The sequence below is a fragment of the Mesorhizobium sp. M0514 genome (genome assembly GCF_040321145.1).
Classification (GTDB): Bacteria; Pseudomonadota; Alphaproteobacteria; order Rhizobiales; family Rhizobiaceae; genus Mesorhizobium.
Genome location: NZ_JAMYQZ010000051.1, coordinates 20,561 through 45,983, shown reverse-complemented (window position 1 = coordinate 45,983; position 25,423 = coordinate 20,561). Strand labels below are relative to the sequence as shown.

The following is a 25,423-nucleotide window of genomic DNA, read 5'->3' as shown; positions in this document are numbered from 1 at the left end:
CGCTTCTGCTACTGCGCGAACGCCTCTGGAGTCGATTTTTAGCAGCTCATTGGCGTGATCTTCAGTTCCTTCGCCACAAAGCCCGGCGGAGAAGAGTATGCTGCCTGGCCTATTCATTGGCCCAAGTCCGCTTGCCACGGCAGCTATCGTTGTCATTTTTACATCAGACGATCGTCTCGTGAGCAGTGGACCGCAAAGTTGCGAAGACGCAGTTGCCCTTTGCTTCTACTGTGCATAGAAGCCATTTGTGCGGGCAGAGGTACAAAAATGGGTGCGGTGCTGTGGGAATAAAATTCGAAAAGCTAAATAAACTGCGGGAGTCTCTACTAGAGGCAAATCACGATTTCCGCGCCAGCACCCAATTGTTCAATAGCTTGGATGTCGCGAAAATTGATCGCGAAATGGATCTTGCAGGTCGTGGAGCGCAGCGAGGCGAGGCTAACCAGCCCCCGAAAACGGCCAAGAATTTCGACGATATAGAGCACACAGTTATCGAGAGGGTCGAGGACGAAAAGAAGGCCGCACATCACACACTCGAAGACAGCCTACAGCTACTCTCCGGCCGATTGGCTGGCCTCGACTTTGAAGAGCAGTTTGGTCTGATCCGTCAGGCGAACGCCGCCAGTGTTTCCGATTTCAAGGCCTCGATCGCGGTGGGCCTGGACGAACTTCACGGATTGCGCAAATCGCTCAACGATGCGGAGAAAGAACACGACTGGTTCAAACAGAAGCACGGGCTTGTCCGGGCTGTGAGGGTTCAACACGGAGCGGCCCATGTTTTCCGAGTGTCCCTGCTAATCTTCCTGTTCCTCATTGAAACGGCGATGAACGGAAATTTCCTCGCAAAGGGAAATGAACAGGGATTCTTTGGCGGGCTCCTCGAAGCCGCCGCTTTCTCGTTTTTGAACATCGGCGCCGCTCTGCTGTTCGCAATATTCTGTGCACGCCTGGTGACTCACAGATCGCTTTTTGTGAAGTTGATCGGCGCGCTGTCGATAGTGGCCTATATCGGCTTGGCATTGACCATAAACCTAGCGCTTGCGCATTACCGCGAGGTTAGCGGGTCCTTTGTGGACGGAGCCGGCGTCGAGGTCGTGCGCAGCATGCTCGCCAATCCGGCTGGCCTTATGGACGTGAAATCCTGGCTTCTGTTCGGCATTGGTCTCATGTTTTCGATCTTTGCGTTTATCGACGGCTGGTTCGTTCTCGACCCATACCCGGGCTATGCGGGTGTCGAAAACAGATTGGTGGCTCGCCGGGAAGACTACATCGAGCGCAAGAGCGAGCTCATCGAGGCTCTGCAAGAGGTGCGCGATGAGCACAACGAGAAGGTGGAGGACATCGTCAAGCGGCTGGGGAGCAGACGCAGGGAGCATCGAGCGATCATCGACCATCGGTCGAGGCTGCTGACGCTCTTTGCGCAGCATCAAGACCAGCTGGAGCGAGCCTGCAACCAGCTTCTCTCAAAGTACAGGGAGGCCAATTTCCAGGCCCGCACAGAGCCAGCGCCAAAACATTTTGCCACACCCTACAAACTTGAGCGCATAAAACCCCTGATATCGTCCGACGATGAATGGAGCGAGAAGGACCTGGGCGCCTCAATTCGTGACGCGCAGGAAGAACTCAACGCTCAGGTGCGGCTCATCGGGCTGGAATGCGAGCGCGGGATCGAACAGTACCGAGATCTCGACAAGCTTCATCCGGATAGCGTGAATGGCTAGGCGGGGTCGCAGAAGAAAGAAAGGCAGTGGCGGCACAATTGTCGCAGCAGCCGGATTGGCCGTGCTGTCGGCTGTGATGCTGGCCGGTTTTGTTTGGATGTGGTCGAGATCCGGGAAGGACCAAATCGACATCAGCACGAATTGCCCACTGAACGGACCTGTGAGCCTGACAGCGGTCTTGATCGACGCCACCGACCCGATTTCGCCGATAACCATGGCGGATCTGAAGAATGAATTCCGCAAGACCATTGGGCGCGTCGAGCCTGGCGGCTATCTCAAGATATTGACGCTGGGCGCGAGGCCCGGCGACCTGACTGTGATGTTTGATGGATGCAATCCGGGCGACGGCTCGACGGTCGACAGCTGGACGAACAATCCGTCTCGGCGGCAGAAGAAATGGGAAGATGCGTTCGAGGACCCTTTGACGAACCTTCCCGACCAGATTCCCAATGGAGAATCCGCGAGCCAATCTCCGATCATGGCCGGAATTCAGAAAATCAAACTGTCGCTATTCGATAGCAGTTTGGCGAAAGAGAAGACCGCTAAGCGAATAATAGTCGCGTCAGATATGATCGAACATACGGCGCTGTACTCACAATATCGTTCGGGTCTCGATTATCAGAAGTACCTTGATAGCGCGGCTGACAGGACTTACGGGACATCGCTCGATGGCGTCGGGTTTACGATACTCTACGTCGATAGGGCGAAGAAGCCATTTGGCTCTTTCGAACATGCAGAGTTCTGGACCCGGTGGGTTCAAAGCCATCATGGTGATTTTGAGAAGCTGGTAGGGTTGGAGGGGTTAAACTAATGGCCAAGAAGCGAGGGGAGTCGTTCTTAGGACTTCCGAGCCTGCCCCTTTTCGTCTTTGCGACGCTAACCCTGGGTGGCTGCGTGTTCATCGCAATAGCCAAGCTGTCGGGCGTAGACCCTATAATGGCGGCGAGCGCACCGGTGTGCCTGATGCTCATCTATCTTGCCGCGTCCGTCTTCACCGGCAAGCTACGGCTCCACGATGAGCAAACAGGCGACAATCTCTACTACATGGGTTTCCTGTTTACGTTGACGAGTCTCGGCGTATCGCTGTTTCAGTTTGGTTCCGAAGGATCCACCGACACAATCGTGAGGAACTTTGGTATCGCGGTGACGTCGACGATCACGGGCATTGCTTTGCGGATCTTTTACAATCAGATGCGCCGCGATCCTGCCGACATCGAACGGACGGTCAGGCACGAACTCGCGGATATGACGCGGCGTGTAAGAGCCGAGATGGAAAGTGTAACCAGGGAATTCGCTGACTTTCGCCGCGTAAGCAATCAGATGTTGGAGGAGGGTTTTGCCGAAATCGCCGTTCAAGCGGAGCGGAACGGAGAGCACATAAGATCGGCCCTGGATAAAATCGCGATGGAATCGATCAGACCAGTTCAAGAGGCCTCGGGAAAGCTCAGCAATGCTTTGAGCCACAATTTTGGGCAGATCGAAAGTCAGTTCTCGTCGATCGCACAGCGCGTCGAGGCGGCAGCCGATCTGCTCGACAAAGCCAACAGCTCAATGTCCTCTTCAGTTGGCAGACTGGGTGAACAGGCCGAAAGCGTAGCCACCAAGTTGGAGAAGGTTGTCGTCCCTGATGAGGTCCTTAAGAACGATCTGGCGCCGATGGTGAAACTTCTTGGCAGCGCGGTCGCTCAGTATGCTGTCAAAACAGAGACGGCTTCGCAGGAACAGCAAGCCCGCATGGCGGGCATCGTTGATGCTGTGGCTAAAGTGGCCGCAGGTGTGGAAAAGGCTGTGGCAGCCGCAGAGCAAACAGCGGAGAGCGTCCAAGCGCAACAACGCTTGACCCAGGCGCTTGCCGCAGTGGTGCAAAAGCAAAGCAAGGACACCGGAGACCTTGTCGCAACCTTGGCAGGAAGAACCCTTCACGCGCCGAGGCCTGTTCCCCCTCTCAACGCTCCTATCGCGATTGAACAGCCACTGGCAGATCTGGCCGCAAATGACACCGTCGAGAGCGCACCAATTCGGGTCGAGCCTGAGCCCCAACCAGACGCTTTCCAAACTCTGGGAAGCGAGCCTCCCGCCGAACGAACGGAACCGCCTAAGCGAACCAGTTGGTGGGGCAGGTGAGTGACGCTGGCGGGACTTCGGTCGCCTTCGAGCGCAAGGGTTTTGGCCGCGGTTTGATACTGGGCCTGACCATGGCCGAGACGATGCTGCTTTTGGTGTTCTGCCTGTTGCTAGCAGCCGGTGCTATCATCACGAAAAAGCAGAAAGAGACCGATGAGGCACTGCGAGCCACTCAATCAAATAAGGAAAACGTGCAGAGGCTCGAAGCCGAGAACAAGCGGCTTCTGGCTCAGATAAAAGCGGTGTTTCAGCCCACGAGGGGAGGAACCGTTCCCGACGAACAATGGCGCGAGCTGGTCCTGGCCAAGGATGCTGTTAAGTCGGTCAAGGAAGCAGGTATTTCTCTGGAGGAGGTCGTGCGAAATGCCCCTGTCGCGAAAGTCCTTGCGGACAACGACATAAGCATTGATCAGACCAAGGCCATGATAGATGCGGCGAAGGTCTTGAGAGAATTTGGTTACGCCGGCACCGACAAAGGGCTGCAGGATCTGGCTGATGTGCTCAAGGAGGCTGCAGAGCCGACGCAAGCAGCAAAACCTCACGATTGGCCGCCGATCATCAGTCTCAGCGAACTGGATGGCTATAATTTCGATACCGGAAGCGCAGAGCTTTCGAATGCCTTTAAAACAAAGTTGCGCGATCTTGCGAAGACCATCGCCGGGACTGCGACCTCGTACGGTGTCGACGTGATTGAGGTAATTGGACACACGGACGAACAGGCAATGGCGGGCGAATCCTCCAACATGGACAAGGGGCTCCAACCGGTCCTGTCAGGGAAAGTGGAAATCGGCTCACTCCATCCCGCCGACAATGCCGGTCTTGGGCTGGCCCGCGCGATTTCAGTTACAAGTGTGCTCAGTGACATGCCCGCATTAAAGGGGTTTACGATTTTGCCGATGTCTGGTGGTCAGCTCATCCTGCCCGGCGATCATCTCACCGACGGAGCGCAGATTGGCGATGTACGGGCTCGAAGGCGCATCGAGATTAGGGTGAGGCAGCGATCAAAATTGGCGCCGGTTGGTGGCGCCAAGCCATGAATGGGGACGAGAGACTGGCGCCTTAGTCGGTACGGCAGTTGAGTTGGGGGGATTGGGCTATGGGGTTTTACGTTCGAAAATCGATCAGTGCGGGACCATTCCGCTTTAACTTTTCGTCCGGTGGGGTTGGCGCTTCCGTTGGAGTGAAGGGCCTCCGCATCGGCACTGGGCCAAGAGGTCACTACATCCACGCCGGCGTGGGTGGGCTCTACTATCGTGGCACTTTAGGCAAGGCCAGCGCGAAGAAGGTAGTTCAGCTCTCTCAGACCCCATCTGCGCCGCAACCCCGTCCACAATCCTCGCGCCCGGAATACGTCTCTGACGGCGTCGTGATGAGAGAAATCGAGTCCCGCGATGTAGTGGAAATGCGTGACGAGACATTCGCCAATGTGCTCGATGAAATCAATGCCAGGCAATCGCAGACGCGGCTGTCCGTAGCACTCGCGGTTTTGTTCGGGCTTGCAGGTTTCCTTGTGGGGACCAAGCTCGGAGGTGCCGCACCGGTGCTGGGCATCGGTGCCTTTGTGCCGGGTATGCTCATTGGCAAATGGTTTGACAGTTACCGCCGGGTGAGCGTGCTCTATTACGATCTGGAAAAAGACGCGGAGGCCGCCTACGGGCGACTTGTCGGCGCGTTCGAAACTCTCACCGGCTGCGCAGGGAGATGGCATGTCGCTGCCGGCGGCAAGATAGAGGATCTGACTGCTTGGAAGCGAAATGCCGGGGCCAGCATGCTGGTCGACAAAAAGCCCACGACACTTACAAGCTCCTTGCCGAAGGTTGTACGCAGCAACGTTACTCCTCCTTCAATCCATGTGGGTCGGCAGGTGCTCTTCTTCATGCCTGACCTAGTGCTGGTGAAGGACGGAAACCGATACGGCGCAGTCGGATATGCCGATCTGCAGACCCAATTCGCCCCGAGTAATTTTATCGAGACCGGCAAAGTTCCATCTGATGCGGAGATCGTGAGCTACACCTGGGCTCACCCAAACAAAAACGGCGGGCCTGACAAGCGCTTCAAAGACAATCGGCAGATCCCTGTATGCCGCTACGAAGCGTTGCGGTTTTCTAGCCCGTCCGGACTTAACGAGCTGGTGGAATTTTCCAAGACAAACGTCAGCCAGCCCTTTTGCCAGGCTCTATCGGCACTCGCGCAATTGCATCGAAGCTCCGACCGCCAATTCATAACGCTAAATGCGCACACTAGGGAGTGATGGTTGGGGATGGGCTCAAAGCGTGAGCCCAGGTCAGCAAACGCCTTCGCACGGAATCCCGTCGCTATCTCGATCCAACTTGCTCCCCCATGAGCAGTTGGCGAGATACCAACGTGCTTCTTCGCAAGATGAAATCTGCGTGCACAAGCGGCGAGGTTGGCATGAGTAGCTCTGTGCTACTTGGCGACGGCTGACAAGCCCAAGGGGGCTTTTGGTTGGGCTCGCAGATTCGGCATGTTGTTCGCGCCAATCCCAAGGGTTGTCAAACGTCCCATTCCAGATTCCAACCTTTGCGGTTTCAGCATTAGTTTGCTGTTGCGCATAGGCGCCGTGGCTATAGCGGGGCCAGTCCAAGGCTTGGCCATGTTCGACCATCCAGGACGCGGCGCTGACACCGTCCGCGCGCCGACAATCACCGACGAAGCGACGGTACCGATCCCATGAAACAAATGTGCATTGGACAGGCTGCGAAGCCGCAAGGAAATTCGCCAATGCTTCGGCCGCCCGGCGCCCGCAGGGGTATTGATGTGCGCTAGCGTCATTGCAGTATTGGCGGCTTTCGGGTGCATCGATGCCGTTGAAGCGGACGCGCTGCCCGTGGATCTCTATCGTGTCTCCATCAATCACCGATGCTATGCCTACTATCGGCGCCCGTCTCGACCCGGCCGAGTTTGCTATATCGAGACCACGTAACTGGTCACCCGAGCCTGTAAAATAGTGGGTCGCGTAAGCAGCCAAGGCCACCACGATCACCAGGATCAGAGGCAAGCGCACATCTGGAGAGAAACGTCTGCGGACGATTGGTTCAGCGCCGCGCCTTGGTCGCGCGCGGCGACGATGAGAATAGCGATTGTTATTCAATTTCCGATCCTTTGCGAAACGCAAGCTGCATGATTTGTAACGTGCCTCTGCACCATTCATAGGCGCCTTTTTCGCTGGCTCTGGTTTGCCTTGTAGTTCGGCGCTTTGAACACCATGGTGCCTTCGCAGATCAGCCCGAAGTCACGACTTTGTAGTTACCTTTTCCGTAAACACGACCATCTTTCCGCGCTGGAGCCTACAAGTTTTCTCGGAATGAAATTAGGAGGCCGATTCAAAAAGAAGTCGGCTTGTGCGCCAGTTGGTCGTGGCCGGCGAGGCGGATGCCAGAGCTGCCAACACCTCGTCCACACGTATGATGGCATTTTGTCTGAAAGGGAACCTCGAGATCAAGGTGGGGATGCGAAGTGTCCGGAACATTAAACAAACATCCGCAATTTTTCCACCAAGCCGCAGTGCTCACAATACTAAACGATTGAAGTGTTGGTGGCAGCCATTCGAGGTTGAAAAACCAGCATTTTATGTTGCGGACAGCCCTTGTCTAGGCTCTATGTGTCCAGCCTATCAGGGGGGTGTGAGTGTCGGAAGTTGAAAAATCGGTCTTCCAAAGCGATCTGCCTTTAAAGGAAAAGCTCGAGCGAGCCAGGATGGAATTGCTCGACCTTTCTGCTCGCAACCGACTTTTGAATGTGCCACGGTTTTCAAAGAGCGCGAAGACGATCGATATTGTCGACGAGAGGTCGTCTGAGATCTATCGATTGCTGGTGAGCGAAGGAAAGGCTTTTACCTTCCTGGCCGGCAAGCCGGATCGGCCGAAGGCAGGCCAGGTTGAAAGCAGCCCTCCAGACGAGGAAATCGACTATTCCCCCGTTGCTCTTGCTCAGCCTGAGGACGAAGGATTCGACGACAGAGGGGTATCTGCGCGACATTCTGACACCAAGCTTCAGACGAGGATGACCCCAACGGGGCTGCAGCGCCGGCTCCTTGATCTCTACCACGATGCCCGCACACTTGAGGAAGAGCAGGGCGTCAATATCCTCTTTCTGGCCCTTGGCATGCTGAAGTGGATTGACCCGAGCAACAAAGAAAACATCCGTCAGGCTCCTCTCATTTTGGTCCCGGTACGGCTGGAGCGAGGGGCCGCTGGAGAAAAGTTTCGGCTGCGAGCTCGTACGGAAGATCTTACCGCAAACCTCTCCTTGGAACTCTATCTCGACCGCATTCACAAGCTCGCCCTGCCGCGTTTTGAAGTAGGAGACGACTTCGACGTCTCGGCCTATCTCGAAGCCGTTGCCGAAGCAGTGTCGACCAAAGAGGGTTGGCAGGTTCTTGCCGATGATATGGTGCTCGGCTTCTTCTCGTTCGCTAAGTTCTTGATGTACCGTGACCTGGATCCGGATCTCTGGCCGGATGGCGCAAAGATTATCGAACAACCGAAGATCCGCTCGCTTCTTTCAGATGGTTTCGAAACACGCGAACCGCTGATGTCGGACGACATTGCGATTGATCCGCATATCGCGCCTGCCGAAATGTTGCATATCGTCGACAGTGACAGTTCTCAGACGCTGGCGATCCATGATGCAAGAAAGGGTCGCGACCTCGTTATCCAAGGTCCTCCCGGGACAGGAAAATCGCAGACGATCGCAAACATTATCGGGTCGGCCGTTGCCGATGGAAAGACCGTGTTGTTCGTTGCGGAAAAAATGGCCGCACTTGAGGTCGTAAAGCGACGGCTTGACACTGCGGGGGTGGGGGACGCCTGCCTTGAGCTCCATAGCAACAAGGCAAACAAGCGCATGATGCTGGAGGAGTTGCGGCGCACCTGGCAACTCGGATCGCCTCGCGGACAGCTTGCTTCTTCCCTTACTGAACGCCTGCTGGAGGCTAGGGATAAACTCAATGCACATGCTACAAGGATGCATGTTCCATTTGGAACGTCCGAACTCACTCCATACCAGGTTCTTGGCCAGCTAACCCGACTAAGGCAGAACGGGCAAAAGACAGTTGATATTGAACTTGAGGATGCCACCGCTTGGACGAATGACGGTGTCTCGCAACGTCGCAAACTTCTCGATGACGTGTCTCAGCGGATCAACGAGATCGGCTTGCCGATCCACCACCCATGGCGGGGAGTTGGCCTGGATGTCGTCCTACCATCGACCATTGAGAGGCTCGTCCCACGCATTGCGTCGTCGCTGGATCAAGCAAAGGCTCTGCACGCCAAACTGGCCGATATTGCTGAGCGGATCGAGGCGAAGCCTCCGCAAATCCTCAGCGACAGCGGCGAGGTAGAAGATCGCGCTGAGCTTCTCGCGTCCGCACCTGGACTTCCTGCCGAGGCGCTAGTCTCGCCGGTTTGGGATGAGCGTCCAAAGGACATTGCATCGCTTCTCTGGACAGGAACAGATTTCAACCGCAAATCCGAGGAACTGTCGGAGCAGTTGGTGGCGACGGCTATCGACACGCCAATTGAAGGTCTCGAGACAGAGCTTGCTAAGCTTCCTTCAGACTTTCCGAAAGATGGTTTCGTTCGTGCGCGCCAGCTAACCGTGTTGCTCCCACGCTTAAGAGAAGAAGCTGAGCGGCTCAATCAAGAACTGGGGTCTACGGTTTTACCGGACACGCTTGCAGGACTCCTCAGGTTAGTGATGACCGGCGAGAGAGTTGCGGCAGCCCCCGATGCGAGCCCTGAGGCATTCGCAGCCACAGTTTGGGACTCCGGGCTGGAACAGGCTGGTGACCTTGCCGACAGCGTAGCAAAGCTAGAGACTGCTAGAGCCGAGCTTCAGGGCAAAGTTGTTGATGCCGCGTGGAGTACCAACGTGGCCGCGGCGCGGCAAGCGCTCGCCGAGCACACGGGAATATTGAAAGCATTGAATGGCGACTACCGTCGTGCCACTGCACTTGTGCGGACTATTTTGGTGGCCCCTAGCGCGCCTGCGGCGGAGATAGTGGGTCTCCTCGACATTCTAATGAAGGGCCAGGCGGCCGCAGCAAAAGTGCGCGAAGGCGACGCCTTTGGCGGTTCCGCCTTCGGAGCCGATTGGCGCGGTGAGAGATCGTCTTCGGCACCACTCCAGGCCTTAGTGGAGTGGATGCGCACGCTGAGGGGACTTGGCTCGGAACCGCGAATTATAGCCGGGCGGATGGCGGAGCGCTCTGAAGCGGGCGCGCGTGCGGTCCGAGTTCGTAAGGTGATCGATATCGGTCAGCCGATTATCGAGGGGTTTTGGAACGATTTAGGCCACCTTGCGTCATCCCTGCAAGGTGACGTGGCTTCCGCCGAGCGGGCCTCGCTGCAAATGATGGAAGCGAAGGCAAGCACTGTAGCTCAAGCCGATGACGCGTCACGACAGGTTCTGACTGACGTTCCAGATCTGATCAGTGAGCGGGTGGAGATACTACGCCGACTAGGCAGACTACAAGCGCTTGATCAAGAAATCGAGGACGGGGAAAGCCTTGGCAAGTTCGCATTCGGCTCGTCGTGGCTCGGTCGAGGATCCGATTGGGCCGCTCTCGCGCAAGCCGAACTTTGGCTGAGAGAAAATGGCTCAATCCGGCATTTGGCTGCGCGGTTGCCTGAAAGAAAAGAGATCGCAAACTTGGCGCGTTCAGCGCGTGAAGCGGCCCAAGCGGCAGCGCGGGAATTGAAGGCGCTTGCAGGGGATTTGAAAGCCGATGCTCCCTCCTTGTTTGGAGTAGACGATTTTCCAGACGTCGCGATAGTCGAGGTTGTTTCTCGACTGGAGGGGTGGCTTGATCATCAGGAACAGCTCTCAAAATGGGTTGCCTATGGAGAGCGATCCGAAACAGCCCGAAAGGCTGGACTGGGACAGTTGATAGACGGCCTGGCCGACGGCCAGATTACAACAGGATCGGCGCGATCAGTCTTCGATATGGCCTACTACGAACGAATGTTTCTAGCGATGGCGACCGATGAGCCGGAGCTGGCAAGGTTCGACGGGGAATTGCATTCCAGGGCTGTACGTGACTTCGCGGATCTGGACCGACAGAGGATCAAGGCCGGTGCCATCGAAGTTGTGACGGCTCATCACCGAAAAATCCCTTCAAGAGACGGCGGAGCTGGACCAGTCGGACTGCTTCGTTCTGAGATGGCGCGCAGACGGGGCCACATGCCTATCCGGCAGTTGATGCAGAAGGCAGGGCCTGCCATCCAGGCACTCAAGCCAGTGTTCATGATGAGCCCGCTTTCGGTGGCCCAATTCCTGTCGCCCGGCAGGATGTCCTTCGATCTTCTTGTGATGGACGAGGCGTCTCAGATACAGCCTGTGGACGCGCTCGGCTCGATCGCTAGGGCCAATCAGGTGGTCGTTGTTGGCGACGAACGCCAACTGCCACCCACGACATTCTTCGCCAAGGTGACAGGCTCGCAGTCTGAAGATGACGAGGGTGAGGGCGCGCAGGTCGCCGACATCGAAAGCATCCTCGGCCTGTTCACGGCCCGCGGCTTGCCGCAGCGTATGCTCCGCTGGCACTACCGTAGCCGTCACCAATCTCTGATCGCCGTATCGAACAGCCAGTTCTACGAGAACCGGCTTTTCATCGTGCCAAGCCCCTATACCCAAGAGGCAGGCATGGGGTTGCGGTTTCATCATGTGCCAGAGGGGGTCTTCGATTCCGGTGGCACAGGAACCAATCCGGTAGAGGCGAGAGCAGTAGCCGAAGCGATCATACGTCATGCGAAGGTGAACCCGCGAGAGACTCTAGGCGTTGCAACATTTTCGGTTAGCCAACGCCGCGCGATCCAGGATGAACTCGAAGGGCTGCGGCGACTAAATCCCGATACGGAGGAGTTCTTTCACGCGCACCCCAGCGAGCCATTCTTCGTCAAGAGCCTTGAAAATGTTCAAGGCGATGAGCGCGACGTGATCATGATCTCAGTGGGGTATGCCAAGAATGCGCAGGGGTACATGGCCATGCGTTTCGGCCCTCTTGGTGCGGAAGGCGGCGAGCGTCGGCTCAACGTCCTCATAAGCCGCGCCAAGCGCAGCTGCGAAGTATTCGCGTCCATCACAGACGAGGACATCGACCTGGAGCGTGGCAAAGGGAAAGGCATCTTCGCCTTCAAGCTCTTCTTGCACTACGCGAGAACAGGGCGAATTTCGCTTGCCCAGGCCACGGTTCGCGAAATGGATTCAATCTTTGAAGAGCAGGTAGCCAACGCGCTGATCGGAAAGGGTTACCAGGTTCATGCTCAGGTTGGCATTGCAGGCTTCTTCATCGATCTCGCGGTTGCTGATCCGGAGAGGCCAGGCCGCTATATTCTTGGCATCGAATGTGATGGCGCAGAATATCATTCATCGCGCTCGGCCCGAGATCGAGACCGGCTACGGCAGTCTGTTCTGGAAGACCATGGTTGGATAATCCATCGCATCTGGAACGCTGACTGGTTTCAGAGGCCACGCGAGCAGCTGGAGCGAACCATATTAGCGATTGAGGCTGCGAGAAAAGAGCTCGATGAGCGGGCCGAATTGGGGGTCCAGAGAAATCGTGCTGTAGCCGTGCAGGTTGTTACGGTCGACAGAGGCAACGTGACGGAAATCGGTCTCGAAAGCACAAAGGGATCCGAGATACCCAATCGAGCCTACGAAGAGGCCGAACTAAACCGACCGGGATCGTTCGAACTCCACGAGACGCCCAGCGGAATCATGGCCGGACTGGTCGAGCAGGTGGTGGCTATAGAAACACCAATCCATGTCGACGAAATAGTTTCGCGTATTCGGGGCGCGTGGGGTCTGCAGCGGGCCGGTGGCAGGATTCAGGATGCAATCGAGCGAGGGGTAGGCCTAGCGCAGAGAGGTGGTGCAGTAGCCCGTCGAGGCAGCTTCTGCTTCAAGCCAGGTGCTCCTGTTCGTCTCAGGGATCGCAGCGGCGTCGTGTCCGCTGGATTGCGCAAGCCCGAAATGATTGCGCAGGACGAAGTCGCCCAAGGCGCCATGGAAGTCGTGAAATCCAACCTCGGTGCGACGGAGGAAGAAATCGCAATAACCGTTGCGAGAATGCTGGGCTTCAAAGCCACAAGTGCACAATTGCGGCAGTTGATTTCAGCTGGGGTCGCCGATTTGATTGTCAAGGGCTTGCTGCGGCCCCAAGACGGTTTGTTGGTGGCCGGCGAGTCCGCGAGCGAGGCATTAGCTGAAGTGTGACCGGGCATTGTAGAGCCCTCGTTGCAATCTCTGTTGAAGCTCGGAACACCTCTTTTGCTGGCGGAGGCCGAATGGCATTTCGATTCGTACACACGGCCGATATTCATCTCGACTCGCCGCTGCGTTCGCTCGCGATGCGTAATCCCGATCTTGCCGGGCTCGTGGGCGACGCCAGCCGCCAGGCATTCGTTTCGATAGTGGATCTCTGCCTAGAGGAACGCGTGGATGCGTTGGTAATAGCCGGCGACCTATACGATGGTGAGCAAACCTCGATGAAGACGGCGCGGTTCCTGGCAGCGCAGATGACACGCCTGCACCAGGCCGGCATCAGGGTTTTCAAGATCCGCGGCAATCACGACGCCCTGTCGCGGATTTCCAAACAGCTGGTGTTTCCTGACACCGTGACCATTTTTGGCGGTCGTGCTCAGTCGGTATTGCAGACAGCCGGCGGTGTGGACGTCGTTTTCCATGGTTTGAGCTTTGCGAACCCTAAGGCGCCGGACAGCCTGCTGCCCAAATATCCGGCTGCTCGCGAAGGAGCCGTCAATATTGGCATCATGCATACCAGTCTGGCCGGATCGCCCGGTCACGACGTTTACGCGCCCTGCAGCATCGCTGACCTGCACGCCCACGGTTTCGACTATTGGGGGCTTGGCCACATTCATCTTCGCCAAGTCCATTCCGGCGCAAGCACGGTGGTGATGCCGGGAATACCGCAGGGGAGGGATATCAACGAGGCCGGCGAGAAATCAGTCACCCTTGTGACGGTGCGAGACGACCGTTCGGTGGAGATCGAGGAAAGGCTGACCAGCGTTGCGCAGTTCGAAAGGGTCAGCGTCGACCTTACGGGAGCAGTGGAGTGGTCCGAGGCCGTCGCGCGTGTTCGAAACGCACTCGAAGAGATGCGGGCCGCCGTCCGGTCGCGTCATGCTGTGGCCCGCGTTGGCCTAACAGGAACATCACCATTGTTATGGGCGCTGATCCGCGACAGAGATCTCCTTCTTGCCGAAGCCGAACAGGCTGCGGAACAGCTAGGCCACACGTGGGTGGAGAAGCTCGAGCTTGACCTCGCGCCACCTCGGGCGGAGACGGCCGAGGATATTGCTGATCCGATTTTCGAACTCGAGCAATCCATGCGCGCCGATGCCACCTCGGATGCCTTCCGCGCCGAGGCGAGGGCGTTCGTCCAAAGGATGGTCGCCGACCTTCCGGCCGACGGACGGGATTTTGCTGGGAAGGACGAAGCCGGGCTGGAACGGTTCCTCGATCAGGTGCTTTCCAAGGGCGCAGACTTGGTGACTTCCCGCCTTAAGTCCGGTGGAGCGTCATGAGGCTGCAGCGCCTTGACCTCATTCGCTATGGAAAGTTCACCGATGGTACGATCGACTTCGGACCCAAACCGGAATCCGGACCTGATCTGCATATCGTGTTTGGCCTGAATGAGGCCGGCAAATCGACAGCGCTTTCCGCCTATCTAGATTTGCTGTTCGGCATCGAGGAACGGAGCCGCTACAACTTCCTGCATGAGTACAGCGCCATGCGCATCGGTGGGGTGCTGGAACTGGCCGGCTCCGAGCACACGTTCACGCGTACGAAACAGCGTACTAATTCGCTATTGAACGCGACGGGCCAATCGGTGAGCGAGGTGGCGATCACGGCGCATCTCGCCGGACTGTCGCGTGACGCTTACACGACTATGTTTTCACTCGATGACGAGACGCTGGAAGCCGGCGGAAAATCGATCCTGGAGTCGCGGGGCGACCTCGGCAAGCTCCTCTTCACGGCCAGCGCCGGTCTTGGGAACGCAAGCGATACGTTGAACGCCCTCGAGGCCGAAGCAGACGCGCTGTATCGGAAGCAGGCGCATGGCACCGAACTGGCGCTGCTGAAGAAGCGCCTTGTTGACGTGAAGTCGCGCAGGGATGCGATCGACACACTTGCATCGACCTATGAGGGGCTGGAGGCCGAACGTCTCGATGCATCGCAGCAGTACGGCCGAACCATCAGCGATCGGGCGGTGCTGGTGGCCAGGCTGGATACCATTGCTCGTTACGTACGTGCTGCGCCGATGCTGGCGGATATGCGCCGCAAGATTGCCCGGCTGGATCAGCTGCCGGACATCACCTCCCCAGCCCGGACATGGACGGGAAGTGTCACCGAACTCATCGATGACGATGCCAGCCTCAGAACGCGATTGTCCGCAAACATCGATGAGGTCGAGCGGCTGTCGGCAAAAGTCACTGCGGTCGACGAGGACGAACGGATCCTGTCGATTTCCGAACGCATTCGCAGCCTGGCGGAGGGCAAGGTGCGCCATACCGCGGCTGGCTTTGACTTGCCCACTCGCAGGATGGGGCTGCAAATCCTCAACAACACCGTGGCAAGCTGCCTTGCCGCGTTGGGCCGGTCTTCCGAGCCGGATCCTGCCGCACTGCTTCTGCCTGCCGTCACAGTTGGCGTCGTTCGCGCTATGGTCGAGCAGAGGTCCGGTATTGCTACGGGGGCGCGCGCCGCCCGCGACGAGGCGGCGGCAGCACTCGATGCGTTGCAGGTGGCAAGGCAGCGGGTCGGCGAGGAAAGGGCGGTGCCCGAACCCGCCAGGGCAAGGCTGGGCTCGGCTTTGTCGAAAGCGCGAGCAAGCGGACACAAGGCAGAGATCAAGACGGCTCGCGAGGCAGGAGATGCGGGAACAATCCGATGGAAGGCATCGCTGGCTCGCTTGCGTCCATGGAACGGAGATGCCCTCGCTCTCGCCAACGTTGCGGTTCCGAGCGCCGGGCAGATTGCCGCCTGGAAGACAGTAGCGTCAGTACTGGCAAGGAACACCGCGGTACTTGCCGAACGCCTCGCCGAATACGAGGGCAACCATGCAATGCTCGCCGCACGATTGGATGCCCTTCGAGCCTCGGTCGACGTTGTCGACGATGAAGCGGCTGCCGCCATCCGCCGTCTCCGCGATGATGCGTGGGCAACGCACCGCGCAGTGTTGACTGGTGACACCGCTGACGATTTCGCCGTGGCACTGACGCGCGATGACGTTGCCAGCGCAGGCCGGCTGGCCGGCGCGGCGGATCTGGCCGAGATCCGGGCAATGACGCGTGCCCTGGCCGAGGCCACGGCCAACCTGTCACGAAACGGCATCCAAAGCCAACAGCTCGTCAAGGATGCGGATACCCAATTGTTGGAAATCCGTGTGGCCGCCAGCGACCTCCTCGGAGAAGCCCTGGAACCTTCGTCTGAGCGCCTGATCGAAAGGATCGAGGATCAGATCGAGGCGCGCAGCGATGCGCTCGCTGCCTGGGAGCAGATCGAACTTGCTCGCTTGAAAGCCGAGCGAGCCGCTGACGCCGGCGAGCAGATACACTTGGAAATGAGAGCGGCGCTGGAAAGCGTCGGCATAGTATCAGAGCCCGGCGACACCCTCGAAGCAATCATGGCCATCGCGGAGCTGTTTCTGGACCGGCAGCGCAAGGTGGACGCCGAGTATGCCGAGGCGCTCAGAATGGTGAGTTCCAAAGAAGAGGATCTAGCTGCCCGACGGGTTGCGGTAGGGGTGGCGGAGCGTCGCGAGGAGGAATGGCTGGCCGGCATTACCGAAGCGCTAAAGGGAACGTGGCTCGAAAGCGGTCTGTCCGCGTCAGGCGTTGGCGCTGTGCTCGATCAATTGGCCGAACTGTCAAGAAGCCTGCAGGAACGGGAGGATCTGCAGCTGCGTATCGACAAGATGGAGGCCGACAGGGCCAATTTTCTGGTCGAGGTCATCGCCGTTGCGGTCGAAGCCGACGAGCCGACGAAGGATGGCGAGCCGGAGCAGTTGGCCACCCGCCTTGCCGAGCGCCTGGAGCGTGCCGAGCGGACACGTGAAACGAAGGCAAGCCTCGGCAACGAGCTGAAGCGTCTCAAGGAGGCGCGCGAAATCCTCGACACCGAGATTTCGGCACACGAACGGCGCAAGAATGAAGTGCTGGGCGTCTTTGGCGTCGCCACTCTGTCCGAGGTAGTCGAACGCGACGAGCTGCTGCGTGAGCGCGACGGCTTGCGCACTACCGTCGCCGAACTTGAGGAAAGGGTAGTGGCGGAACTCGCAGTCGATGGATTCGACCAGGCACGCTCGATCCTGGACGCGATCGATTTCGACAGCCTCGCGGTCGAGAAGGCTGAGGGCGAGCAGCGGCTTCGCCAGTTCGATGAAACCATCCAGCAACAGCTGATCCGGCAGACGCGCGCGGCCGACAAGCTGGACGCCATCGGCGGTGATAGTGCGGTTGCACGCCTGGATGCCGAACGGCGCACGACCCTGTTGGAAATCGAGGAGAAGGCCACCCGTTATATCGAACTGAAGCTTGGCATTATGTCGGCCGGAAATGCTTTGCGGCTCTACCGTGAGAGCCACCGCTCCGGGATGATGGCGCGCGCATCAGACGCGTTCAAGCTAATGACGCGTGGCCAGTATTCGGGGCTGACAACCCAGCCTGTAAAAGGTGGTGAGGTTCTCATCGCGGTGCAGGGTGACGGGCAATCCAAGGTCACCGATGCGCTTTCAAAGGGCGCGCGCTTTCAGGTGTACCTTGCCCTGAGACTCGCCGGTTATTACGAGTTTGCGCAATTCCGGCCTTCGGTTCCCTTCATCGCCGACGACATCATGGAAACCTTCGACCATATTCGCTCGGAGGAGGTTTTCAGATTGTTTGGGGAGATGGCGAACACAGGTCAGGTCATCTATCTCACGCACCACAAGCACCTATGTGAAATCGCCAAGGCTGTTGTGCCACAATCTACCATTCACCAGCTGGATTAGGCTCGATTAGAATTCGCGTCAAAACGGTTCAACTAACCAACTCGTCTGACATAGGAACCTTCGATCGAATCCGTCATGACGTCCATAGAGGCTGAGAAATGCCTATTTTGTTTAATGTTGCGTGGATGAACGACTACGCCGGGCGGAGCGCGGATGACCCGCCTCTCGGTGGCGGGCCGTTTCGAGTAAGCAGGGTTATTGCGCCGAAGAATGCAACTTTGTTGCAACCAATGACGGGTACGTTTACAGCGGTTCGAGACGATTAAGGGCGAATTGGATCGGCAGGTGCGCCCAGAATATGGGTTCAGTTCAAGGGGCGTAACCCGCCCAGCACTACAAGGATAAGATCAGGTCGTTCAGGGCTAGGACGCTCGCCGAAAATGCATTCGTGCTGCCCGGAGGGATAGGCACCGTGTCAAAGGGTGGAGTGGCCAGGCAAGCTGGTGGTGCGAACGATACGACAGATCGATCCGCCAGAGCATTCGTCAAGAGAGTAAAGGCATTATCGAAGGCGAGCCAGTCGCTCCCGTCGGGGCATCGCCCATTCATGATCGAAGTCGTGGCCGACCGGCTGGAGCGGCAGCGTCCGACGTCTACAAACGGTATGTGCGGAAGTACGAGATCAATGTCCATCCTCAGCATGACAGATCTTCCCGCTTGTTTTCGCGACGACCTTCGGTTGCGGTTGACGCAATCCGGAAGTGATGGTCGAGATCAAGCCTGCTGATGCGGCTACGATGCGCTTCGCGATTCGCGCCGTGATTGGCCAGTTGCTCGACTACCGCCAGCATCAGCGGTGGACTGGCCGACAGGTAATTCTCGTCGGTGCGAAGGTGACGAGCAAGAACGATCTAAGTCTGCCGTTTGTCAACGGCTTTGGCCTGGCCTGGCCATTGGAACCGGCGGAAACGAGATCCGCTGGCCCGACGGCGCTGGTTGATCGGCAAGCAAGCGCCGAACGTCCGGAGGCTAAAGCTCAGGGTCGATGGATCCGCATTGCTGCTTTCGGTGCCGACCCAATCTCTCATGTGGGATATCGCAGTCCTCCAAACGATGCTCAAGTCGGTAGTAGTGGTCCCTCATGCTTCGCAATCGTGCAATCAGTCCTTACTCGCCGGCGCGCAGAGCTGTGACGAAGTGGTTTTCTTCCGCGCGAGCCTCTAAGGTCGCTGTACGTTGCCGTTAACGGTGCGGCAGATGCCGGTGTCTGTCGCCATGCTCGGAGGTGAAGCCGGCGAAGCGCTTCCGCAGGTCCATGCAAGCGGAGGATAGCGCCGCGCCGTGCATGCGATTGGACCTCTAGTCCCGCTGCGCTGCTGAGATCTCTCCTGTCAGGCGGTCTAGGTTCCGCGCTTCGGGCCGAGCAGGAAAACTATGAGGGCAGCGACGAACGTGGCAACAGCACTGTAGGCAATGGCGCTGGCGATCCCCGCATTCTCCACCAATAGCCCGCCGAAAATCGCGCCGGCTGCGATTGCCACTTGGAATGCTACGACCATCAGCACACCAGCGCTTTCGGCCTGCTCGGGAACGGCCCGCCGCACCATCCACGTCTGTAATCCCACCGGCACCGCGCCGAAGGCAAAGCCCCACGCGCCAACCGCAATCCCCGAGGCGAAGGCCGATGCTCCCGCCGTCAGTAGCGAAACAGCCGCTATCCCTATGAGCAGCGGTGCAAGGGCCGCGACTGCCTTGAGACTGTACTCGGCCAGAAGCCCGCCGGCCAAATTGCCGAAGAATCCGCCGATGCCAAAAGCAAGCAACACAAGCGAGATCGTCTCAACGTCAAGCGCGGGAATCTTTTCGAGGAAGGCGCGGATATAGGTGATTCCGGCGAAGTGGCCGGAAGCGACCAGCAGGATGACAAAAAGCGCAACCTTGACCATCGGAATCTTTGCCACATCCAGCAGGCTGCGGACGCTAGTCACTCCAATCGGAGGCAGTCTCGGAATGGTCATGAGCTGCACGAGCAGTGTAGCGACGCCGCCGGCTGCGGCGAGCATGAAGGCGCTTCGCCATCCCCAGATATCGCCGACATAAGCGCCGATTGGAGCTGCGCAGACGGTAGCTACGGAAACGCCGGTGAGGATGATCGACATAGCGCGAGGCAGGAGGTGGCTTGGAACGAGCCGAATCGCCAGTGCTGCCGACATCGACCAGAAGCCTCCGAGCGCTATGCCGAGCACGACCCGTGCAGTCAGGAGAACCGCCAGCGACCACGCGCCGGCCGCCAGAACGTCCGACAGGATCAGCAGCAGCGTCATGGTCCACATGACGGTCCTGCGGTCCAGGCGCTTTGTGATGATGGCCACCGTCGGCGCCGAGATCGCCCCGACGATAGCTGTCGCCGTCATCGCCTGTCCAGCCGCTCCCTCGCTGATACCGAGATCATGCGCGAGGGGCGTGAGCAGGCTGACAGGCAGAAACTCTGCCGTGACCAGCCCGAAGGTGCCCAAGGAAAGCGAAATGATGGCACCCCATGCGGGACCAGACGGTGGGACGGGCTTTTCTGGGTCGTGCAGAACAGCGTTCATGACGCCTGTTGCGGATCGGGTCATGAACGAAGTCTCCACTTTGATGCAATGCAACGTGATGTTGGCTGCTTTGACCCAAATCTAAAAACACAAGCGCATTTCCCGGCGGCGTTGCACGGAGGAGGGGATGTTCATTGCTTCGCGATACTTTGTGACGGTGCGGCGCGCAACATCAATGCCGGTTTCCTTCAGCCGGACAGCGATGTCCTCGTCGGAAAGCACGTCGCCGGGAGATTCTGCGGCAATGATCGCTTTGATCCGATGCCGGACAGCTTCGGCGGAGTGCGCATCGCCGCCTTGGCAGGACGCGATCGCGACGGTGAAAAAATATTTCAGTTCAAAGACGCCGCGCGGGGTAAGCATGTACTTGTTCGAGGTCACCCGGCTTACCGTCGACTCGTGCACGCCGATCGCGTCAGCGACGGTTCTGAGATTGAGAGGCCGCAGGTGGGCGACGCCATGTTCCAAAAAGGCATCCTGCTGACGCACGATTTCAGCCGCAACCTTAACAATCGTCTTGGCGCGCTGATCGAGGCTGCGGATTAGCCAGTTCGCGTTTTGCAAGCATTCGTCGAGAAATGCTTTATCTTTCGAATTTTGGGCAGTTTGACGCGTGACTTCGGCATAGTAGGTTTGGTTGATCAGCAGCTTCGGCAGCGTGGCGGGATCAAGTTCGATCTGCCACCCGCCTTGCGGCGATGGCGTGACCCAGACGTCGGGTATAATTGATTCAGACGCACCGGATTGGAATCTGTTCCCAGGCTTGGGATCGAGCGCCCGAATCTCATGCATCATGTCGAGAAGGTCTTCTTCATCGACGCCGCAATGCTGCTTTAGTGCCTCAAAATCGCGTCGCGCAAGCATTTCAAGATGGGCAACCAAAGCTGCCATTGCCGGGTCGAGCCGGTTTCGCTGGCGCAACTGGATCTCGAGGCATTCTCTGAGACTTCGCGCAAAAACTCCCGGTGGATCAAATTGCTGCAAGGTTCCGAGAACCCGTTCCACAACTGCCTCATGGACATTAAGGCTCTCGGCCAGCTCCAAAAGGTTTGCCCGAAGATAGCCAGTGTCTTCCAGATCGGCGGCAAGCTGGCCAGCGATCAGCCGCTCCTGTGGTGTGAACGCAGTGAGGGCGATCTGACGAGCGACATGGTCGTGCAATGTTTCGGCGAGGGTGGCAAACTCGTCGAGGGAAGGGCCATTGCCCGGCGGGTTGTTGGTCGTATTGCGAAGTGATTTCCATTGCCCGAGCCGCTCAGGCGACCCTGCCCCGGTCAGTCCTTCAACGGCGTTTGCACCAGGGCCGAGAGGCTGATCCGCTCCCGAAATCGAAGCATCGTCAAAAGGCCCGCCATCGTTTGACGCAGATTCCAAGAGCGGGTTCTTCTCGATTTCCCGCTCCACGAACTGATGCAGTTCGGTATGCGCCAGTTGCAGCAAGCGAATCGACTCAATGATTTGAGGCGATGCGACGATGGATTGCTTCTGGCGCTGAAACAGGCTTGCTGAAGATTGCATGGTGAGTGCGATAATCCTGTCGAGGAGCCTCTTGGGGCCTGCAATGGCTCAGTGAGACGTTTTCTAGGTCATGCGGCGGCTTTCAGCGTTTCGAGAACGTTTTGCGGGGATGAGACGCCATACGGGTCGGCCTCGCAGTTGTCGGAGATACCTTCCTCCTCGAACCAGTGCTCCACCACGCCATTGTTGATCAGGGCGGCGTAGCGCCATGAGCGCATCCCGAATCCGAGATTGTCCTTGGCAACCAGCATGCCCATCTTGCGTGTGAACTCGCCTGAGCCATCGGGGATGAGCTCGACCTGCTTCAGGCCCAAGGACTTCCCCCACGCATTCATGACGAAGGCGTCGTTGACTGAGAGGCAGTAAATCGCGTCAATTCCCTCCTTCTCAAACTCATCATAGAGCTCTTCGAACTTGGGCAATTGGTAGGTCGAGCAGGTCGGCGTGAAGGCGCCAGGCAGCGAGAACAGGATGACCCGCTTGTCGGCAAAGTAGTCGTCAGATGTCTTTTCTTGCCAGCGATATGGATTTGGCCCTTGGACTGACTTATCGTGAACACGCGTGAGAAAGGTGACGAAGGGAACTTTCTTTTGAACTGTCATCAAGTTGCTCCTAAAGAAGACTGCGCTGAGTTCTGGCAGAGGCTGGCGCAATACCGGACAAAGGCTCGTATGCCCGGCACGGAATGAGGGCCTCGCGGCTCGCAACCTCCTTTTTCCCTCCCGACCCATGGGAACGTCTTAGCGGTGTCTTGGCCACCCGAACGCAGTCGATCTGAGCGATCTGGACACCGTCGAGCCGGTTGCTTTCCACGGCTGTGGCGCCGGAAGCGGGATCGGTCACTAGCGATCGTGCGTTTCGAAAAGGACAGCGGCCGGAAGGAGCCAATATCGCAAGCATGTGGGGGCCTGAAATGTCTTCATGCAACACACCCGCGTCACAGGACTCCGAGTCACTGGACTGGTTCAGCGTGTTGTCGGTATGTGGCAGTGACCCGCCGGCCTTGGCTTGGGTGACCCTTTGACAAGGCTTTTCGGCACTCACATGCTGAACAGAACCGGCAAACCGCATTTGCGCGCGCGGCCCGTGTTGGCGTGCCGGCATCGGACCAGCCATGCGCAAAGCGGCCACCCAGAACGGACTTCCGGAGGAGACGATGCCCCGATGTTCAGCTGGAAGGGGCACCGTCTCCTTAGGCCACGGTCTGGAGCTTCGCGTGTCGGGCATGGTGCAAGTCGCTTTCATCGTGATTTGATGGTGCTCTAACCAGGAGCAGCAAGCGGCGTGCCATTTGGATTAGAGGGGCTGTTGGACCGCCCCTCCTTCTCGGAGGCCGTGTCTTAGAAGATGCCGGGCGCGCGCTATAACCGCCTCGTCATACAGGCAACAACGATGCTGTATCGTGCGGATAGCCCCGAACCGGAAGCCGAGCCGATGCATTACCTGAGGCTGGAGGGCACTCCAGTCATTGCGTAACGTGTGGCGCTAGCGTTCATGGGTGCGCCCGGCACGGCTATCGCGAACATGCGCCTGTCGCAGCAACCATGAGCGCGCGTTCTTCGGCAAGCGCCGTGATTCCGTGAGGATCGAATTCCACAATCGTGTCTGTTTGCCGCCCTCTTATGTTCGAAACTGGACCAGAATGTCGCAAGCCCGACCTAAAGGTCGCCGAGGCGTTCTGTCCGACACTGTTCCGTCGCCTTTGTTGGCCGGCGACACCGGCCTATTTCGCCTAGCTCTTCTCTGGCCTCAGGCTAAGCCCCTAAAAGCATCACAGATTTTTTTCTTCGGTCGGCCAAATTGGCACGAGGTTTGAAGCCTCTTCGTTGCGGGCCGGGAGCCGCCGACCGACTTTCATTTCGTGGATGGCACGAATGGAACGAAGAAAGAAAAGCAAAATGTCAAATCCGCGTCGGATAGCGTCTATGGGCATGGGGTCCTCGGCGAAACCGCCCTTACCCAACAGCTCGCCGCTCTTGTCGACCCTTGCGCAGGAAATCTTGGCTGGCGGCGGCTCAAAGGCCCACCACACCGACCTTATCCTGAAATCGATGGTGCAGGATAAAGTTCTGCAACTCGCCGCGCGGTGTGCCTAGACAGTTACACGTTGGCCGATGTTGATAATCGGTCTGCCTTCGGACGACGTCCTCTACATGCCGTCTTAGGTCTTCGCTGCCGCAGCGCCCGCCGGTCACCTTCCGCCCTTCCATCGCTATAGAGTGAAGTGCCACCATGTCCGAACAACCTTTGCCGACGCTGCCGATGTGGCGGGTCGATCACATTGAGCCCTCGCCCGAGATGTTGGCGCTACGGGCCAACGGTCCGATCCACCGCGTGCGCTTCCCGTCCGGGCACGAAGGCTGGTGGATCACAGGCTATGACGAGGCCAAGGCGGTGTTGACCGACGCGGCGTTCCGGCCCGCCGGAATGCCGCCGGCGGCATTCACCCCGGATTCGGTGATTCTCGGTTCGCCAGGATGGCTGGTCTCGCACGAGGGGGGCGAGCATACGCGGCTACGCACGATCGTGGCGCCGGCCTTCAGCAACGGCAGGGTGAAGCAGCTCGCGCAACAAGTGGAGGCGATCGCCGCGCAGTTGTTCGAGACGCTGGCGGCCCAGCCCCAGCCCGCCGATCTGCGGCGCCACCTCTCCTTTCCGCTTCCTGCGATGGTCATTGGCGCGCTGATGGGCGTGCTCTACGAGGATCACGCCTTTTTTGCAGGGCTGTCCGACGAGGTGATGACGCACCAGCATGAAAGCGGCCCGCGAAGCGCGTCGCACTTGGCCTGGGAAGAACTCCGCGCCTACATTCGCGGCAAGATGCGGGACAAGCGCCAGGATCCGGGCGACAACGTGCTGACGGATCTGCTCGCGGCGGTCGACCAGGGCAAGGCGACCGAGGAAGAGGCGATCGGCCTGGCGGCAGGCATGCTGGTGGCGGGGCACGAGAGCACCGTGGCACAGATCGAATTTGGCCTGCTGGCCATGTTCCGCCATCCGCAACAGCGCGAACGCCTGGTGGGCGATCCATCCCTGGTGGACAAGGCCGTGGAGGAAATCCTGCGCATGTACCCGCCGGGCGCCGGCTGGGACGGCATCATGCGCTATCCGAGGACCGACGTGACCATCGCGGGCGTGCATGTTCCCGCAGAGAGCAAGGTGCTGGTCGGCCTGCCGGCGACGTCGTTCGATCCGCGCCATTTCGACGACCCGGAAATCTTCGACATCGGACGTGACGAAAACCCGCACCTGGCGTTCTCCTACGGACCCCACAACTGCGTCGGCTTGGCGCTGGCCAGGCTGGAACTCAAGGCGGTGTTCGGTTCGATCTTCCAGCGCTTTCCCGCGCTGCGCCTGGCCGTGGCGCCCGAAGAACTGAGGTTGCGCAAGGAGATCATCACTGGCGGGTTCGAGGAGTTCCCGGTGCTCTGGTGATGCGCGGACGCCACGAGGAATCGCGATGTCCTCGAATTGCCCGCGCGACTGCCGCG

Annotated in this window: 15 protein-coding genes; 10 read left to right on the top strand and 5 right to left on the bottom strand. The window is 58.5% G+C overall.

Going from position 1 to position 25,423, the window contains the following annotated elements; genetic code table 11:
- Nucleotides 1-287: 287 nt before the first annotated feature.
- Genes NKI61_RS20610 through NKI61_RS20590 form a run of 5 tightly spaced genes read left to right on the top strand, consistent with a single transcriptional unit; the run spans nucleotide 288 to nucleotide 6,096 of the window.
- A complete protein-coding gene (locus tag NKI61_RS20610) occupies nucleotides 288-1,721 on the top strand; it encodes a hypothetical protein (RefSeq protein WP_352840566.1) in 1,434 nt (477 codons plus the stop codon).
- Nucleotides 1,714-2,532: a hypothetical protein gene (locus NKI61_RS20605; RefSeq protein WP_023687338.1), complete on the top strand. Its 819-nt coding sequence runs from the start codon at nucleotides 1,714-1,716 to the stop codon at nucleotides 2,530-2,532. The genes NKI61_RS20610 and NKI61_RS20605 overlap by 8 nt, the downstream gene beginning before the upstream one ends.
- On the top strand, nucleotides 2,532-3,845 hold the full coding sequence (locus tag NKI61_RS20600; RefSeq protein WP_352840563.1) for a hypothetical protein: 1,314 nt from the start codon (nucleotides 2,532-2,534) through the stop codon (nucleotides 3,843-3,845). The genes NKI61_RS20605 and NKI61_RS20600 overlap by 1 nt, the downstream gene beginning before the upstream one ends.
- Nucleotides 3,842-4,882 (top strand): OmpA family protein, encoded by a 1,041-nt coding sequence (locus NKI61_RS20595; protein WP_031198374.1) that lies wholly within the window; start codon nucleotides 3,842-3,844, stop codon nucleotides 4,880-4,882. The genes NKI61_RS20600 and NKI61_RS20595 overlap by 4 nt, the downstream gene beginning before the upstream one ends.
- A 59-nt stretch (nucleotides 4,883-4,941) precedes the next feature.
- Nucleotides 4,942-6,096, top strand: coding sequence for a DUF4236 domain-containing protein (locus NKI61_RS20590; protein ID WP_352543326.1), 1,155 nt, complete (start codon nucleotides 4,942-4,944; stop codon nucleotides 6,094-6,096).
- A 33-nt stretch (nucleotides 6,097-6,129) separates the two neighbouring features.
- On the opposite strand, the gene NKI61_RS20585 is transcribed toward NKI61_RS20590, so the two are convergent.
- A complete protein-coding gene (locus NKI61_RS20585; protein ID WP_352840562.1) occupies nucleotides 6,130-7,017 on the bottom strand; it encodes a thermonuclease family protein in 888 nt (295 codons plus the stop codon).
- A gap of 476 nt (nucleotides 7,018-7,493) precedes the next feature.
- Here NKI61_RS20585 and NKI61_RS20580 point away from each other — a divergent pair, with 476 nt between their 5' ends.
- From NKI61_RS20580 to NKI61_RS20565, 4 genes are all read left to right on the top strand, one after another.
- Nucleotides 7,494-13,082: a DUF3320 domain-containing protein gene (locus NKI61_RS20580; protein ID WP_352840561.1), complete on the top strand. Its 5,589-nt coding sequence runs from the start codon at nucleotides 7,494-7,496 to the stop codon at nucleotides 13,080-13,082.
- A gap of 71 nt (nucleotides 13,083-13,153) precedes the next feature.
- Nucleotides 13,154-14,413 carry a metallophosphoesterase family protein gene (locus NKI61_RS20575; RefSeq protein ID WP_352840560.1) on the top strand — a complete coding sequence of 420 codons (1,260 nt, stop codon included), beginning with the start codon at nucleotides 13,154-13,156 and terminating at the stop codon, nucleotides 14,411-14,413.
- On the top strand, nucleotides 14,410-17,880 hold the full coding sequence (locus tag NKI61_RS20570; protein WP_352840559.1) for an ATP-binding protein: 3,471 nt from the start codon (nucleotides 14,410-14,412) through the stop codon (nucleotides 17,878-17,880). Before NKI61_RS20575 ends, NKI61_RS20570 begins: the two co-directional genes overlap by 4 nt.
- A 704-nt stretch (nucleotides 17,881-18,584) precedes the next feature.
- The gene (locus tag NKI61_RS20565) at nucleotides 18,585-19,013 is read left to right on the top strand and encodes a hypothetical protein (protein ID WP_352840557.1); all 429 of its coding nucleotides are present in this window, start codon (nucleotides 18,585-18,587) and stop codon (nucleotides 19,011-19,013) included.
- Nucleotides 19,014-19,220: 207 nt separating this feature from the next.
- Here the strand turns inward: NKI61_RS20565 and NKI61_RS20560 are convergent, their stop codons facing one another.
- The 4 genes from NKI61_RS20560 to NKI61_RS20545 form a co-directional block, all read right to left on the bottom strand.
- Nucleotides 19,221-20,438 carry an MFS transporter gene (locus NKI61_RS20560; protein ID WP_352840556.1) on the bottom strand — a complete coding sequence of 406 codons (1,218 nt, stop codon included), beginning with the start codon at nucleotides 20,436-20,438 and terminating at the stop codon, nucleotides 19,221-19,223.
- Nucleotides 20,439-20,495: 57 nt separating this feature from the next.
- Nucleotides 20,496-21,932 (bottom strand): RNA polymerase factor sigma-54, encoded by a 1,437-nt coding sequence (rpoN, locus tag NKI61_RS20555; RefSeq protein ID WP_352840553.1) that lies wholly within the window; start codon nucleotides 21,930-21,932, stop codon nucleotides 20,496-20,498.
- A gap of 68 nt (nucleotides 21,933-22,000) precedes the next feature.
- On the bottom strand, nucleotides 22,001-22,534 hold the full coding sequence (locus tag NKI61_RS20550; protein WP_352840551.1) for a peroxiredoxin: 534 nt from the start codon (nucleotides 22,532-22,534) through the stop codon (nucleotides 22,001-22,003).
- 1,169 nt (nucleotides 22,535-23,703) lie between these two features.
- Nucleotides 23,704-23,964 (bottom strand): hypothetical protein, encoded by a 261-nt coding sequence (locus NKI61_RS20545; RefSeq protein ID WP_352797902.1) that lies wholly within the window; start codon nucleotides 23,962-23,964, stop codon nucleotides 23,704-23,706.
- Between the two features lie 200 nt (nucleotides 23,965-24,164).
- On the opposite strand from NKI61_RS20545, the gene NKI61_RS20540 reads away from it, so the two are divergent.
- Complete coding sequence (locus NKI61_RS20540; RefSeq protein ID WP_352840548.1) at nucleotides 24,165-25,367, top strand: cytochrome P450; 1,203 nt, start codon at nucleotides 24,165-24,167, stop codon at nucleotides 25,365-25,367.
- Nucleotides 25,368-25,423 lie beyond the last annotated feature (56 nt).

Excerpts from the sequence above, each read along its gene's own strand:
- NKI61_RS20540 (WP_352840548.1), top strand. The coding sequence starts at position 24,165 with ATGTCCGAACAACCTTTGCCGACGCTGCCGATGTGGCGGGTCGATCAC.
- NKI61_RS20600 (WP_352840563.1), top strand. The coding sequence starts at position 2,532 with ATGGCCAAGAAGCGAGGGGAGTCGTTCTTAGGACTTCCGAGCCTGCCC.
- NKI61_RS20560 (WP_352840556.1), bottom strand. The coding sequence starts at position 20,438 with ATGACCCGATCCGCAACAGGCGTCATGAACGCTGTTCTGCACGACCCA.
- NKI61_RS20565 (WP_352840557.1), top strand. The coding sequence starts at position 18,585 with ATGGTCGAGATCAAGCCTGCTGATGCGGCTACGATGCGCTTCGCGATT.
- NKI61_RS20605 (WP_023687338.1), top strand. The coding sequence starts at position 1,714 with ATGGCTAGGCGGGGTCGCAGAAGAAAGAAAGGCAGTGGCGGCACAATT.
- NKI61_RS20590 (WP_352543326.1), top strand. The coding sequence starts at position 4,942 with ATGGGGTTTTACGTTCGAAAATCGATCAGTGCGGGACCATTCCGCTTT.
- NKI61_RS20550 (WP_352840551.1), bottom strand. The coding sequence starts at position 22,534 with ATGACAGTTCAAAAGAAAGTTCCCTTCGTCACCTTTCTCACGCGTGTT.
- NKI61_RS20575 (WP_352840560.1), top strand. The coding sequence starts at position 13,154 with ATGGCATTTCGATTCGTACACACGGCCGATATTCATCTCGACTCGCCG.
- NKI61_RS20585 (WP_352840562.1), bottom strand. The coding sequence starts at position 7,017 with ATGAATGGTGCAGAGGCACGTTACAAATCATGCAGCTTGCGTTTCGCA.
- rpoN (WP_352840553.1), bottom strand. The coding sequence starts at position 21,932 with ATGCAATCTTCAGCAAGCCTGTTTCAGCGCCAGAAGCAATCCATCGTC.
- NKI61_RS20570 (WP_352840559.1), top strand. The coding sequence starts at position 14,410 with ATGAGGCTGCAGCGCCTTGACCTCATTCGCTATGGAAAGTTCACCGAT.